The 15,054-nt window shown below is 36.7% G+C and carries 11 protein-coding genes; 6 read left to right on the forward strand and 5 right to left on the reverse strand.

Features of this window, described 5'->3' with window-relative positions:
- Nucleotides 1–256: 256 nt before the first annotated feature.
- From ACZ5R4_RS16905 to ACZ5R4_RS16920, 4 genes are all read left to right on the forward strand, one after another.
- Nucleotides 257–1,789 carry a sugar ABC transporter ATP-binding protein gene (locus ACZ5R4_RS16905; protein WP_464367672.1) on the forward strand — a complete coding sequence of 511 codons (1,533 nt, stop codon included), beginning with the start codon at nucleotides 257–259 and terminating at the stop codon, nucleotides 1,787–1,789.
- Nucleotides 1,770–2,774 carry an ABC transporter permease gene (locus ACZ5R4_RS16910; RefSeq protein ID WP_464367673.1) on the forward strand — a complete coding sequence of 335 codons (1,005 nt, stop codon included), beginning with the start codon at nucleotides 1,770–1,772 and terminating at the stop codon, nucleotides 2,772–2,774. Before ACZ5R4_RS16905 ends, ACZ5R4_RS16910 begins: the two co-directional genes overlap by 20 nt.
- The gene (yjfF, locus tag ACZ5R4_RS16915; protein WP_464367674.1) at nucleotides 2,771–3,817 is read left to right on the forward strand and encodes a galactofuranose ABC transporter, permease protein YjfF; all 1,047 of its coding nucleotides are present in this window, start codon (nucleotides 2,771–2,773) and stop codon (nucleotides 3,815–3,817) included. Before ACZ5R4_RS16910 ends, yjfF begins: the two co-directional genes overlap by 4 nt.
- A 122-nt stretch (nucleotides 3,818–3,939) precedes the next feature.
- A complete protein-coding gene (locus ACZ5R4_RS16920; RefSeq protein WP_464367675.1) occupies nucleotides 3,940–7,563 on the forward strand; it encodes an FIMAH domain-containing protein in 3,624 nt (1,207 codons plus the stop codon).
- A 230-nt stretch (nucleotides 7,564–7,793) separates the two neighbouring features.
- Here ACZ5R4_RS16920 and ACZ5R4_RS16925 read toward each other — a convergent pair whose 3' ends face one another.
- From ACZ5R4_RS16925 to ACZ5R4_RS16945, 5 genes are all read right to left on the reverse strand, one after another.
- Nucleotides 7,794–8,705 carry a class II fructose-bisphosphate aldolase gene (locus ACZ5R4_RS16925; RefSeq protein ID WP_464367676.1) on the reverse strand — a complete coding sequence of 304 codons (912 nt, stop codon included), beginning with the start codon at nucleotides 8,703–8,705 and terminating at the stop codon, nucleotides 7,794–7,796.
- 24 nt (nucleotides 8,706–8,729) lie between these two features.
- Complete coding sequence (locus tag ACZ5R4_RS16930) at nucleotides 8,730–9,185, reverse strand: PTS sugar transporter subunit IIA (protein WP_464367677.1); 456 nt, start codon at nucleotides 9,183–9,185, stop codon at nucleotides 8,730–8,732.
- Nucleotides 9,166–10,611, reverse strand: coding sequence for a PTS fructose transporter subunit IIC (locus tag ACZ5R4_RS16935; RefSeq protein WP_109985307.1), 1,446 nt, complete (start codon nucleotides 10,609–10,611; stop codon nucleotides 9,166–9,168). The genes ACZ5R4_RS16930 and ACZ5R4_RS16935 overlap by 20 nt, the downstream gene beginning before the upstream one ends.
- Nucleotides 10,598–11,542 (reverse strand): 1-phosphofructokinase, encoded by a 945-nt coding sequence (gene pfkB / locus ACZ5R4_RS16940; protein WP_464367678.1) that lies wholly within the window; start codon nucleotides 11,540–11,542, stop codon nucleotides 10,598–10,600. Before pfkB ends, ACZ5R4_RS16935 begins: the two co-directional genes overlap by 14 nt.
- Before the next feature lie 124 nt (nucleotides 11,543–11,666).
- Nucleotides 11,667–12,443 carry a MurR/RpiR family transcriptional regulator gene (locus ACZ5R4_RS16945; RefSeq protein WP_109985309.1) on the reverse strand — a complete coding sequence of 259 codons (777 nt, stop codon included), beginning with the start codon at nucleotides 12,441–12,443 and terminating at the stop codon, nucleotides 11,667–11,669.
- Nucleotides 12,444–12,973: 530 nt separating this feature from the next.
- Between ACZ5R4_RS16945 and ACZ5R4_RS16950 the strand changes: the two genes are divergently transcribed.
- On the forward strand, nucleotides 12,974–13,975 hold the full coding sequence (locus tag ACZ5R4_RS16950) for a LacI family DNA-binding transcriptional regulator (protein WP_109985310.1): 1,002 nt from the start codon (nucleotides 12,974–12,976) through the stop codon (nucleotides 13,973–13,975).
- Nucleotides 13,976–14,148: 173 nt separating this feature from the next.
- Complete coding sequence (locus ACZ5R4_RS16955; RefSeq protein ID WP_109985311.1) at nucleotides 14,149–15,054, forward strand: dihydrodipicolinate synthase family protein; 906 nt, start codon at nucleotides 14,149–14,151, stop codon at nucleotides 15,052–15,054.

Below are 15,054 nucleotides of genomic sequence, written 5' to 3' on the forward strand. Positions count from 1 at the left end.
CTAAGAGAAGCGGGGATATTTTGTTTATCATTATAACCCATTCAACACCTTTTTGCTCACGTCGTTTCACTACTCGTAAATTGTAGCTTAGCCCTTCTGGCTTAATACCTTTAATCGTATTTAATTATTAAGCGGAAATGTGTAAAAAAAGACTTTTATTTTTAAATACAAAATTACAGGAAAAAATTATACTTTAACCAAGCCTGTTCTTACTTTATGCAATAGGTTAAAACACACAAATAAGAAGGTGTTCTACATGGATTCAGAATATTTATTAAGGGCAGAAGGAATATCTAAGTTTTTTCCAGGCGTTAAAGCTTTATCCAATGTAAAATTCACTCTAAAACGAGGTGAAATCCATTCTCTTATGGGAGAAAACGGTGCTGGTAAATCTACACTAATTAAAGTGCTTACAGGGGTGCACAAAATGGATAAAGGCTCCATCTCTTTTAAAGAGGAAAAAATGGATTTTGATTCTCTCCAAAGTGCTCAAAACATGGGGATTAGTGCAGTTTATCAGGAGGTTAATTTATGTGAAAACCTCACTGTAGCAGAAAATATTTTTATTGGTAGGGAACCAAAGAAAAAAGGAAGAATTAATTGGAAAGAAATTAATACAAGAGCAGAGCAATTACTTTCGACAAGACTGAATATAGAAATTGATGTAACTAAAGTTCTTTCTTCGTATTCTACCGCCATTCAACAAATGGTAGCCATAGCAAGAGCTGTAGATATGTCTAATGGTGTCATAATTTTGGATGAACCTACTTCCAGTCTGGATAAAAATGAAGTAAAACAATTATTTAAGGTAATGAGAGCTTTGAAAGAGGAAGGAATGGGAATTATATTTGTTAGTCATTTTCTGGAGCAAGTCTATGAAATATCCGATCGAATTACGGTTTTAAGAAACGGTCAATATATCGGAGAATATGAAATGAATCGGCTTCCCAGAAAAGACTTAGTATCAAAAATGATTGGACGGGAATGGGATGAAAATTCTAAACATAAAGAAAAACAAATAAAAAATTTAAAAACATCTGATTTGCTATTTCGCGGAACTAATCTAGCAAGAAAAGGATCTATTAATCCATTAAATATAGAGTTGCGTAAGGGAGAAGTATTAGGGTTAGCTGGATTGTTAGGGTCTGGTAGAACCGAATTAGCTAAATTAATTTTTGGAATTGATAAGCTAGATCAAGGGGTAGTATATATAAATAATGATAGGATTCGATCTTTGAACCCAAAATCATCAATTGAACGAGGTTTGAGCTTCTGCCCAGAAGATCGCAAAGTAGAAGGAATAATTAATGATCTAACCATACGTGAAAATATAATTTTAGGGTTACAAACAAAAAAAGGATTATTAAAATACATTTCTATGAAAGAGCAAGAAAGGATAGCTAATAAATATATCCAATTATTAAAAATAAAAACACCGAGTATGGAACAACGCATTGATAATCTTAGTGGTGGAAATCAGCAAAAGGTCATTCTTGCTAGATGGCTAGCTACAAATCCAACTTTACTTATCTTAGATGAGCCCACTAGAGGAATTGATGTTGGTTCTAAGCAAGAAATTAGACAATTAATTTTTGATTTGGCAAAAGAGGGAATTACCATTTTATTCATATCTGCTGAACTTGAAGAAACTATAGCTTGTTGTGATCGGGTGATTATCTTACGAGACCGTCAAAAAATTGGAGAATTACAAGGGGAGGAGATGACGGAGGCTAAGATTATGGACATGATTGCTAAAGGAGATGTTGTAAATGAAGTACTACCTATTTAAATTTTCTAGGCAAAAAATATTTTGGCCATTAACAGCATTAGCTTTGTTACTTGTTTTAAATCTGTTTATAGATCCTGGTTTTTTTGTAATTGAAATAAAGAATAATCATTTATTTGGCAGTCTTATTGATATTTTAAATCGTTCGATACCACTTGTGATAATCTCCATTGGAATGACACTAGTTATTGCAAAAGAAGGTATAGATATTTCAGTTGGTTCAGTATTAGCAATATCAGGTGCTACGGCAGTTGCAATTATGGAACATCAAAACATCTGGCTTGCTTTAATCGTTGCTTTAATTGTTGGGGCTGTCTGCGGTTTTTGGAATGGTTTACTTGTGTCAGTATTTGAAATACAGCCAATGGTGGCAACTCTAATTTTGCTCGTAGTTGGAAGAGGAATTGCTCAATTGATCACTGGTGGGCAAATCTTAACAACGAATGACCCAATTTATGATTATATCGGTACTGGATTTTTGTTAGGTTTTCCTTTCCCTATTTACATTGGCATCCTTATTTTTTTTATCATGATTTTCTTGAAGAAACGGACAGCAATGGGGTTATTTCTTGAATCTATTGGTAACAACATGACCGCCAGTAAATTTGCAGGAATTCAGCCAAAAAAAATTATTTTGATTGTTTATACGATTTGTGGACTTTGTGCTGCGATCGCTGGGATTATCCTAAGCGCAAATGTCAATAGTGCGGATGCAAATAATGCTGGTTTGTGGATAGAGCTGGATGCAATACTCGCCGTTGTAATTGGCGGTACGTCAATGCGTGGAGGAAGATATTTTTTAGGTGGGACAGTAGTTGGTTCATTATTTATTCAAACATTATCAACTACTATTTATTCGGTTGGAGTAAATCCGCAAATTGTCATGGTGGTTAAGGCGTTGGTAGTGATTTTGGTGTGTTTAATGCAGTCGGAATCATTTAGAAAAATCTTTACAAATTTGGGCAAAAAGAAGGTGTCATACACATGAGGATTTTTGACCTAGCATTGATAGAAAAACATATTTTCATTGTTGCAACTACTATATTAATTGTAATGTTATATGGATATGGATCTTTTTCTTTTACTGGCTTCTTTAGTACTCAAGTTTTTTTGAATTTATTTATTGATAATGCTTATCTTATTATTGTGGCAACTGGGATGGCTTTTGTCATAATTACTGGTGGCATTGACTTATCAGTGGGAGCATTTGTGGCGTTTATCAGTATGGTTTCAGCTACCCTGTTAGAAATTGGATTCAATGCTTATTTAGTTATTGCTTTTACGCTTATCATTGGAGTTCTTTTTGGCGGATTTCAGGGATATCTAATTAGCCAATTTGATTTGCATCCTTGGATTGTCACATTAGCTGGTATGTTTTTAGCTAGAGGTGCTAGTTTTCTGATTAGTACAGAAAGTATTGTAATTACTAACGAAACATATAGTTATTTTTCAAGTGTGAAATTACCGGTCTTCGGGGGAGGCTATCTATCTATTGGAGCCATTATGGCGTTAATGTTAGTAATAATCGCTACATTTATTGCCAAATATACGAGGTTCGGGAGGAATGTTTACGCTATTGGAGGTAATATAAGTTCTGCAAGGTTAATGGGACTTCCTGTAAGGAAGACCACCATTTTAGTATATATGTTTTCAGGTTTTTGTTCCGCGCTAGGAGGCTTTGTTTTTACCATTTATATGCTTTCAGGATATGGTTTGCATTTATTGGGTATGGAAATGGATGCGATTGCAGCATGTGTGATAGGAGGGATCTTATTAACGGGAGGATTTGGTTACCTAATAGGGCCTATGCTTGGAGTCTTAAGCATGGGTATTATTCAGACGATCATCATGTTCCAAGGTACACTTAGTTCATGGTGGACAAAAATAGCTGTTGGCCTTTTACTTTTTATATTTATCGTTCTTCAGCGACTTGTTGTCTTAAATAGGAGAAGAAAGGAGATGAAATTTAATAAAAAAATAAAAGTCAAGCCTGACAATGAAACGCTTGCTAGGAATCAATTGGATATTTAATCCCTTTTGATGTACAAAGATTGCTATTATAATGAAAGGAGGTGATCTAAGTGTAATTTTTAATAAGAAGTTCGTGTAAGAGTGTGATCACTTTGTATTAACTAGATTATGAGGAGGATTCTATGAATGCCAAAATGACTAGGAAATTAATTATTGTCTTTTTACTCATGATTATGTGTTTGCTTCCACTCTCCGTATTAATAGCTGATTCACAAAATGATAGAAAAAATGGTTTAAAGGGAGATTTTTATACTAGTTCAGAACCAGGCGCATTTGATTTCGATGAGAAAAAAGAAACAGTTGTGACACCAAATATCAACTTTAGTGATTTAGAGTCATTATTAGAAGAATTAACAGGACAAGCTGATGATGTATCTGTTAGGTGGACAGGCCAACTAAAGGCAGAGTTCACTGAAGATTATACCTTTTCAATGATAGGGGATAATGGCTTTCGCTTATGGATAGACAATGAACTAGTAATCGACCACTGGGTGAATGATTGGGATAATGAACAGAAAAGCACTCCCATTTCATTAGAAGCGGGCAAAATGTACGATATTAAAATTGAGTATTTTGAAGACATGGGTGGTTCTAATTTAAAGTTAAGCTGGTCGAGTGATTCACAGCCAAAAGAAGTGATTCCTATTCAAAACCTATACTTGCCAGAGGACTACTCTGTACCAGGTCCTAATAATGGGGTTATTTCCACAGATGGAATGCAAGTTTCATTAAGATTTGAAAGCGCTTTAAATGAATTACCTGATGAAACTTCCAGTTATTTTTCAACAATAGGTAATAAGAACGTGGTTCACGCTGAAAGAAAAGAGGATGATCCTTCCACAGTTATTTTGGAACTAGATCACCCAATTACTGCAAAAGATAATGACTACCTATATGTATCTTATGATGGAAATGGCCCAATTACAACCGCAGAAGGAGACGCAATTGAAAGTTTTACAACATTTGCTATCAATAATTCTGAGTATATTATTGCTTCACCATGGGCAGAAGATGTCGATCCAGATAACGTATTGCCGGAATATCCAAGACCACAGATGGTTAGAGATGATTGGATGAATTTAAATGGTGAATGGCAGTTTGAATCAGCATTGGCTGATGATACCGTTCCAACTGGGCAAACCTTGGATGAAACAATTCTGGTACCATTTGCTGTTGAGTCCAAATTATCAGGTGTGGAAAGACATGAGGAGCATATGTGGTATAAACGGCATTTTACGATCCCTAAAGGTTGGTCTGGCGATGACGTCTTACTACATTTTGGTGCGGTTGATTGGGAAACAAATGTTTATGTAAATGGCAATGAAGTAGGCACACATAAAGGTGGATATGATGCATTCAGCTTTAATATTAGTGATTATTTAGTAGAAGGAGAAAATGAATTGATAGTCGAAGTGAAAGACTCGACTTCAATGAGTCAAGCACTTGGGAAACAACGATTAAATCCTGGCGGGATTTTTTATACATCTGTTTCAGGTATATGGCAAACAGTCTGGTTAGAGCCTGTTAGTGACGCGCATATTAACAACTTAAAAATGACACCAGAAATTCATCATGAAAACTTAGAATTACAAGTGAACGCAACCGAAAATACCGATTTAGAAGTGGAAGCTATCGCACTGAAGGAAGGGGAAGAAGTTGGCAGAGTAACAGGTGCTGTTGGAGAAAACATTCAATTGCCAGTACCTGATCCTAGATTATGGTCAACTACAGATCCGTTTTTGTATGATTTGGAAGTGCGGTTGAAGGATGGAGATACGATTATTGATCAAGTATCTAGTTACTTTGGTATGAGAGAAATCTCAACAGGGATGGTTGACGGAACACTGCGTCCTTTACTGAATGGTGAATTCGTATTTCAAATGGGACCACTTGATCAAGGTTATTGGCCAGCTGGAATTTATACGGCACCAACAGATGAAGCGTTAAAATTTGATATTGAGCAAGCAAAATCACTCGGATTTAACATGATTCGTAAACATGCCAAGCTAGAACCACAACGTTTCCATTACTGGGCGGATAAAATGGGAATGTTAGTTTGGCAAGACATGCCGAGTATGTTTGATTCTGATCCATCACCGGAAGTTGCTGCACAATTTGAGCAAGAGTTTGAAGAAATGATTAACGAGCACTATAACTCTCCTTCATTATACTTATGGACTGTATTTAATGAAGGATGGGGACAATATGATACAGAAAGAATTACTAATTGGGTAGAAGAGTTAGATCCAACTCGACTTGTATCTAATGCTAGTGGATGGACTGATGTAGGTGCAGGTGATGTGATTGACTTCCATGCATATGTAGGGCCAGATTCTCCAACACCTACCGAGGATCGTATTGCTGTACTAGGTGAGTACGGTGGTCTTGGATTACAGGTTCCTGGCAATGAGTGGAGTGGCAATGTTTTTAATTATGAAATGCAAGGCAGTAAAGAGGAATTGACTAACCGCTACCTCGGGTTAATTGATGGTATTAAAAAATTGAAAGAAGATCCTGGACTAAGTGCAGCTGTCTACACACAAATAACAGACGTGGAGATTGAAATTAACGGTTTACTTAGCTACGATAGAAAAGTCAAAAAGGCTAACTTTGACAAATTGCGTGAAGCTCATAGAAGTTTAATTGGTATAGTTGAGAATAGTGACTTAGAAAAGCTAATCGGTAAAGCCCAAGAATTACTTGAAAATGCGGAAATAGGTGAAGAACCAGGACAATATGGTCAAGCTGTAGTAGAGGCATTAAAATCAGCAATCGATAGTGCACAGGAATTTTTAGAACAAAATGAAGATTCCGATCAACTCCTCCAAGAAGCAATAGAGGCTCTAGAAAAAGAAATTGAACAATTTAAAGATCAGGTAAATCCTCCAATTGCTTCAGGCGCAATAGTAGACCATTTTGATAGTGATACTTTAGCCGAAGAATGGTCTATTCATAGAGAAGTGGAAGACAAATGGAGCTTAACAGATGTACCTGGTAAGTTAAGAATTTTAACATCAGAAGGTGATTCTCACGAAGCCTCCAATTCTTTGAAAAATCTCTTTTTAAGAGATGCTCCTGATGGTGATTTTGAAATTACTACGAAGGTTACTGCACCGATTCGCCAAAATCATCAACAAGCAGGCTTGTATATTTGGGAAGATGAAGATAACTATGTCCGGTTAGGGCATGTTTGGGATACTAGTACTACAGATGGTTACAGTATTGAGACAGCTAAAGAAGAAGATGGTACGTATTCTAAGCCTGATAACATGGTGGCACACCCTGAAACAGACACTATTTATTTGAAGTTAGAAAAAATAGATGATCAAGTGACTTCTTATTATTGGAATGGAACAGAATGGGTACAAGCAGCAGACCCAGTGGCGATTTCATTAGAAAATATAAAAGTAGGATTTTACGGTACTTCAACTTTTGCTGGAGATATTAATGCTGATTTTGACTACTTTACACTTCAAAGTTTACCGAAAAATCCAACTTATCTCCAAGAATTAATGGATAGCTATATAGAGTCGGGTGATTTAAAAGGCCCATTAGCAAAGCAATTGATCAACACGTATAAACAAGCGGTTCATCATTATGAGAAAGATTCAAAAGATCAAGCCCTCAAGTTTATCGAAAAGTATTTGACTCAAATCGACAAGCCATCGATGCAGAAGTATATTACAGCAGATGCAAAAGAAGTATTAATGGAAGGAGCCGAAGCTTTTGCTGAGCAGTTGAATTAAATATAAAAAAGGATGAAGATTTTAAAGTTAGTGTAGGAAGATGATATCTAGTGATTAAAGAAAGAGGCTGCCCTAAAATGTTGGTGAACAACGGCTTTTGAGGTGCAGCCTCTTTTTTGCTGGATAAAATTGAAGGATAGAAGGGGACTTACCCCACTTATTTTTCTTTATCTAGGAAATTAACAAAATATTCGTGTTAGGATAATATGGAACTTTTTGAACGGCTTCTTTTACCCTCGTAATGAATCTACTATATATGGATTCGAATAAACCTTTTCCTTTATCTCAGGTGCTTTTCCGGCACAACCTACTAGGATCATTTTACTTTTTGCGAGTTCTTTCGCAACATCTTTGGCTTTTGCTAGATACTTTCTAGGATCCAATGAATCTGGTGCTTCTAGAAAGTGTTCTTTAATCGCTTCTGAGTAGGCATTTTTTAATTCTGTTGAGACATTCATTTTTGCCATCCCTAATGCTATACATTGCTTTACATCATCTTCAGGTATAGCAGACCCACCATGTAGAACAAGTGGTTCATCGACGAGGCTGGCGATTTCCGCTATACGGTCAAAGTCGATATCGGGATCACCACTGTAAATTCCGTGTGCTGTTCCAATCGCAGGGGCTAAGGTTGGTACACTGGTCCGTTCTATAAATTCTTTACATTCAGCTGGTACCGCCTTTTCAGCATCTTTATCGGAGACAACGATATTATCTTCTACACCACCAACTTTCCCTAGTTCTGCCTCAACATTCACATCGATATATTTGGCAATATCCATTACTTGATTGGTAAGACGGATATTTTCTTCAAATGGATGCATCGAAGCATCAATCATGACAGAGGTGTAGCCTGCGCGAATACATTGGATGATAACATCTAAATCCGTGCAATGGTCCAAATGAAGTGCCATTGGAACATGAAATTTTTCTGCAGCAGCACGTGCTGTTTTTACAATACTATCTGGTCCTAGATTTTGAACAGTGCCAACAGTTGTTTGAATAATGACTGGTGCATCAAGCTCTGCTGCTGCTTCTGCGACCGAGTAAAGCATATCGAATGAGTGGATATTAAAAGCGACGATTCCATAACCAGATTTTCTCGCTTCTTTTAGCATTGGTGTGGATGATACGAGTGTCATTTGAATCTCTCCTTAACTGAAATTTTATGCGAACGCCCCTGCGAGCTCTTCCATTACGGTTGTCGTGTTTTCGGCACTTGCGAGCACTTCACGTTTTTCTTTGTGAATCAACATTCTCGAAATAGAGGCAAGTGCTTGAAGATGAGTAGTACCTGCTTCCTTTTTGGGAACTAATAGCGAGATGAAAAAGGATGCAGGCTTTCCATCTAGTGCGTTCCATTCTACTCCAGAATTCGAAGATACGATGATGATAGCTGGGCGTTTAATCGCATCTACCTGTACATGAGGAATCGCAAATCCGTCTTGAAAGCCCGTTGTACCTTCTTGCTCACGCTTCAATAATCCATCAATAACTTCATCAGGGTCAGATGTGATTCCTTGATCTACAGCGATTGCTGCAATCTGTTGGAATACTTCCTTCTGTGTCGTAAGCGGTTGTTTTATTTTGATTTGATTTTTATTAAGCAATTTGCTGTCCATCGTTTTCACTTCCTTTCGATTGTTGATCTTTTGAATAACTACGCTTCTTATAGAAGCCGTAGAGGAATGCTCCAACTAGTGAGCCGATTAATATAGCGATTATCCATTGTATTGCCCCTGTCACAACAGGTAATACGAGGAATCCACCATGTGGTGCTGGTACTTGGATTTTCATCATATAGGTCAAAATAGCTGATACAGAAGAGCCAATCATTAAGATGGGAATGACCACAATTGGATTCTTTGCTGCAAATGGGATCGCTCCTTCTGTAATGTGAGTGGATCCAAGGATAAAGTTGACTCCACCGGCATTGCGCTCTGCTTGGTTAAAGTATTTTTTGAAAAATAATGTGGCAAATGCTGTAATCAGCGGTGGTGTAATACACGCAGCAGAAACGCCTGCCATAAAGTAATAATTTCCTTCGCCTAGTAAAGCAGTGCCTGTTACATAAGCAGCTTTATTAACTGGTCCACCCATATCGAAGGCACTCATGGAGCCCACAATGATACCGAGTAGAATAGGGTTGGCATTCTGGAAATTACTTAAGAAAGAGATCATACCTTCATTAATTGCGGTCATTGGCTCTACTAACAATGTCATGATCACACCGACGAACAGGATACCAATTAAAGGATATAAAAAGATCGATTTTAATCCATTGAGTGATTTCGGCATTTTTTCAAGTAGTTTACCGAGTAATACGATAATGAAGCCACCGATGAAACCAGCTGCAATACCGCCTAAAAATCCGGCTCCCCCATTACTTGCTATTAGCCCACCGATAAAACCAACGACCATCCCTGGTCTTTTGGCAATCGATTCCGCGATAAAGGCAGCCAAGATCGGTACCATCATTTGAAAGCCAAGACTTCCAATATCATTTAACATGGCTGCGATCGGATGATAGCTTTCATGATCTGGATTAGCGGAATGGATTCCAAATAAAAAGGATATGGCAATTAGGACCCCGCCTCCAACCACAAATGGAAGCATATGAGAGACACCGTTCATGAGGTGCTTGTAAATAGAATGAGCAAAATTATTATTACCTTTTTCTGATGCTTCTTTCTCTTCCTCATCAGAAGTGTCACTTTTCTTCGCTTTATATACTGTTGCTTTTCCATCAATGATGGTTTGAATGAGCTCTTCTGCTTCATGTATTCCTTTTGCGACAGATACTTCTACGGTTGGCTTTCCATGGAAACGGTAGGCATACACATCTTTGTCCGCTGCAAGAATAACGCCATCCGCTTCAGCAATATCTTTTTTGGTAAGTTCATTTTCTACCCCAACTTGTCCATGTGTTTCTACCTTAATTTCTACTCCAAGCTTGCTTGCGGCTTTCTTCAATGCTTCTTCTGCCATAAAGGTATGTGCTATACCTGTGGGACAACCTGTTGCTGCAACAATTTTAATAGGTGCCATCAAAACTCTCCTCCTTTATTTTCTCTAATTGAATAGCTGGAATAAGTGCTTGAATATGTGAAAGGCTACAAAGTCCTTTACTAAAAGCTGTAGCTGCTCCTGCAGCAGAGGAATAGATTAACGCGTCTTCCAGTGAGTGATTTTGTTCTAATTTTCCAATGAAAGTACTTAGCATAGCATCCCCAGCACAAGCCGTATTTACTACTTGTCCGTTTGCGGAACTCACTTTTAACGTGTGGTGAGGAGAAGTATAGATCGCTCCTTTTTCCCCTCGTGAAACGAGTACTTGCTGAGCTCCCCTGTCTAAAAGTTCTTGACTTAGCTCGATGATTTTTTCTGAGTAAAGATCAGCTGTTGATAATTGAAAGAAAGATGCTAGCTCGTCCTCATTCGGTTTGATTAGAAATGGTTTGTATTTCAAGCATTCTAGTAAAGCATGGGAACTAATATCTAAAATCAACTTAATTTTTTTGTGGTGACATATTTTTGCGAGATGAATGTAAAACTCATCCTGGATTCCTCTCGGTAAGCTACCTGAGACGAATAGTGTGCTATTTGCTGGTATTTGTTCAATTTTTTCAAGCATCTCTGCCTTTTTTTCTTTGGATATTAGTGGTCCTTTATTCACAATTTTGTATTCTCGATCTGCATTAGCGAATACATTTATTCTCGTAATGCCCTCGACATCGACCATGGATGTGTGAATCGACAATTTCTTTAATTCTTGTTCAATAAATTTTCCAGAGAATCCACCGATAAAGCCCATGGCCGTATTGGTAATTCCTAGCTTGCTCAGCATAATCGATACATTAATCGCTTTCCCATTTGGCTGATAATCTTCTTCATATGTCCGATTCACAACTTCAGGGGTTAATTGGTCTAATCCTACATAGAGATCTATGGCTGGGTTTGGTGTTAGTGTATATATCATGTGCTCACCTACCTTGTTGTCTTGTTAATTTCATTATGGCACAGGATATGTTGTAAATGTTTTCAGGATATGTAAAGGTTTTCGCTTGTTGTAAAAGAAAAAAACTTGGCGTATTTGCCAAGCTTTATAGCATTCGTATTGCATATGCGTCTAATAATATTCTGGAAATAACACTCAAAGGTAGACGAGAACGGACTTCATAATCTGGAAAATAGGACTGGGTTCCTTTATAGCCAACAAACGTCATTTCTGACATCTGTCCGAGACTTGATTCCATTCTTGTCGTGAGGGTGATGGTGGTAATTTGTCTAATATTTAAGTTTTTACAAGCCTCTACTAGTTCCTCTGTTTCGCCATTTAGAGAAACAAAGATAGCTATTTCATTGGCTTGGATGCTTCTTGATTTAATTCGAATGATATTCGGGTCAGTATGTTCCTCACAATTTTTCCCCATCAGCTGTAGTTTGATCGTCATTTCCTTTGCAATCATTTCAGAGAACCCACGACCAAATACGAAAATTTTCTCCGCATCATGGATCTTTTGAACGGCATCTTCAATTTGTCCAATACTTTGTAATTGTATCGTCTTGCTTACTTCATGCTCATTTTTTTGGATGGCTTGTTTAATTTTTTGATCGATATTTTCCATTTCATTATTCTCATCAGAAAGTTTTACTTTTTCTTTCAGGCTATATTTAAAGGAAGTGTAGCCATCATACCCAATTTTTTTCATTAATCGAACAATCGTGGCAGTGGATACATTCGCATGTTCGCTAAGCTTGACGATCGACATAGAAGAGATCTCATCTAGATGATTGTGAATATATTCTAGTAAATATTTTTCTGTTTCGCTCAATGTTTTATAGGTATTGGCTGGAATATCGAATAGTATATTGCTCATCCGTTTGCCCCCTTTAGTTGTAAATGGGATGTTCTATCTCTTATTGAATCATGTTAGACGGGAGAATGGAAGCAAATAGGCAAAATTTATTTATCGTAGAGACTAAGCGTCTGTAAGACCCTCACTCAAGATTCTAGAGGTCCAAAGAAAGTGTCTTCAAGAAACACAGATGCTAAACATCCTGATAGGTTTCTCTAACAAATCAGTAGGGGATAAAGAAAACACCCCATTGATGGTAGCTTACTTTGTAAAAATAATGCACAAAATATTTTTGGGGATGCTATACAATAAAATCGTTCAAATTATCTTTATCGTCCATAATAAAAAGTATAGGAATAAATAATAGAAGTTGTTTATTTGCAATCTAAAATAGAAAGTAATTCGATTAGAGAAAGTACCTAATTCTGGTATCTCAAAAAAATTATCTTGGAAGCGTTGACAAAGCAAAAAAGATATAGTAAATTGATAGACAGAAAGAATGCTATAACGATTTAGCAAGAAATCTAAAATATTTTTGGGAGATACGTAAGATGGCTACAATACGAGAAATAGCTGAAAAAGCTAAAGTTTCACCAGGTACCGTTTCCTTTGTTCTGAATGGAAAAGGTGATCAAATGAGGATATCGATAAAAACGCAGGAAAAAATACTTAAAATCGCAAAAGATTTAGGTTATCTCCCCAGTATATCAGCAAGGCGTTTAAGAAATAGTGAAGCAATTAATATCCCTTTTATCACGATTTTATGGACATTGGACACAAGAGCATCATTAATAAGTAGGTTCCTTCAAGGTCTTCAACATAAGACATTATTTAAAAGCAACCAGTTTGAAATATTAATACAGCCTTATGAAAATGGAAAACTGAGTGAGCTAGAAAGCTTACGAACAGGAAATAAATATAATGGTGCTATTATTGCAAATGCATCAGACAAGGATTTGCAATATTTAGATAATGCGAATCTTAAGGTTCCAATTGTTTTATACCAAAGGCATTCTGACAAGTATAGTACTGTAAATGTTGATAGTAAAAAAACAGGTTTAGATGTTGCCAGCTTTCTACACATAAAAGGCATAAAGAAAGTAGGAATGGTTATACCGAACCTATCGTCACAGGCTGTTGCACGAAGAAGCCAAGGATTTATAGAAGGCATAGAGACGTTAGGGATGGATAATACGATAATTAAAAATGGTGACTTCAGTGAAAAAGGCGGCTATGAAGCTATGGAAGCATTAATAAAAGCTTCATACCCACTACCTGAAGCACTTTTTTTCCTAAGTGATCCAATGGCGGTAGGTGCAATCAGTGCATGTCATGAGTATGGTGTACGTATACCAGACGACTTGAAGATCATTGGCCATGATAATGATGAGCAAACACCATTTACGACACCAGCACTAACGACCGTACATTTACCTGTAGAAGAAATGGCAAATGCTTGCGTAAAACAGTTAATGGGACAAATTAATCAAACAATTTCGACACCAAGCAATGAAAGATTTGAAACAAAAATAATCGAAAGAAAAAGTTGCTAATTGCGACAAACTAGCAAGTTGCTAGTTTTTTGTCTTAAAAGCTATAACGTTTTAGCTAAACTTTAAGGTATGAATGTAAACATATTCTTATTAAGGAGGTGATTTACCCTACTAGACGAGCAGGAATAAGTTATCAAGACAGAAAATTGACAAACAATAGAGGGAGAATTTGAATGAAAAAACTATATGGTGTAACAACTGCGATGGTAACCCCATTTAACAAAGATGGAAGCGTTAACCTTGAGAAATTGGCAAATTTAACAGAGTTTCTAATTGAAAAAGGAGTGCATTGTTTATATCCTCTTGGAACAACAGGAGAAATGCTGAAACTAACTGTCGAAGAACGAAAGGCAATCGCAGAAACAGTAGTCAAAACAGCGAAAAATAGAGTAACCGTATATATTCACGTTGGTGATATTCATTTCGAAAATATTTTGGAATTAGCACAACATGCACATAATATTGGTGCAGATGGGATAGGTGTTGTCACTCCAATTTATTTCAGTGTAAATAACCGAGAAACAGAGGAGTTCTATGTCAAAATTTCAAAAAGTTTACCAGAAGATTTTCCAATTTATTTGTATAGTATTCCACAATGTGCAGCTAATGAATTAAATATTGAAATAGTTAAGAAAATCGTGGCACAGTGTAAAAACATTATTGGAATTAAATATAGTTATCCTGATTTTACTCTGACAAGTAAGTATTTAGAAGTAAATAATGGTGACTTTGATGTTGTCTTTGGACCAGATCATCTGTTTTTACCTGCTTTAGCATTAGGTTGTGAAGGTACAGTATCAGGAATTTCAGGAGTGTATCCTGAACCGTTTGTGGCACTCTATGATGCTTTTAAGAATGGAGAACTCGAAAAGGCGAAAAAAATACAGCGAGTCGCAACTAAATATTGTGATGCATTGAAAAATGGTAGTAACATGTCTTACTTCAAAAAAGCGTTGCAATTACGAGGCATAGATGCTGGTGTGATGAAGGCTCCTCATCTTGATATCGAGGACAAAGATTTTACACAATTAAAGAAAGAATTAGAACAAATTGATAATGAGTTCCTAACATTAAACTAG

The organism is Gracilibacillus sp. JCM 18860, from assembly GCF_055395245.1.

Coding starts and splice junctions, on each gene's coding strand:
- ACZ5R4_RS16905 (WP_464367672.1), top strand. CDS start 257: ATGGATTCAGAATATTTATTAAGGGCAGAAGGAATATCTAAGTTTTTT.
- ACZ5R4_RS16910 (WP_464367673.1), top strand. CDS start 1,770: ATGAAGTACTACCTATTTAAATTTTCTAGGCAAAAAATATTTTGGCCA.
- yjfF (WP_464367674.1), top strand. CDS start 2,771: ATGAGGATTTTTGACCTAGCATTGATAGAAAAACATATTTTCATTGTT.
- ACZ5R4_RS16920 (WP_464367675.1), top strand. CDS start 3,940: ATGAATGCCAAAATGACTAGGAAATTAATTATTGTCTTTTTACTCATG.
- ACZ5R4_RS16925 (WP_464367676.1), bottom strand. CDS start 8,705: ATGACACTCGTATCATCCACACCAATGCTAAAAGAAGCGAGAAAATCT.
- ACZ5R4_RS16930 (WP_464367677.1), bottom strand. CDS start 9,185: ATGGACAGCAAATTGCTTAATAAAAATCAAATCAAAATAAAACAACCG.
- ACZ5R4_RS16935 (WP_109985307.1), bottom strand. CDS start 10,611: ATGGCACCTATTAAAATTGTTGCAGCAACAGGTTGTCCCACAGGTATA.
- pfkB (WP_464367678.1), bottom strand. CDS start 11,542: ATGATATATACACTAACACCAAACCCAGCCATAGATCTCTATGTAGGA.
- ACZ5R4_RS16945 (WP_109985309.1), bottom strand. CDS start 12,443: ATGAGCAATATACTATTCGATATTCCAGCCAATACCTATAAAACATTG.
- ACZ5R4_RS16950 (WP_109985310.1), top strand. CDS start 12,974: ATGGCTACAATACGAGAAATAGCTGAAAAAGCTAAAGTTTCACCAGGT.
- ACZ5R4_RS16955 (WP_109985311.1), top strand. CDS start 14,149: ATGAAAAAACTATATGGTGTAACAACTGCGATGGTAACCCCATTTAAC.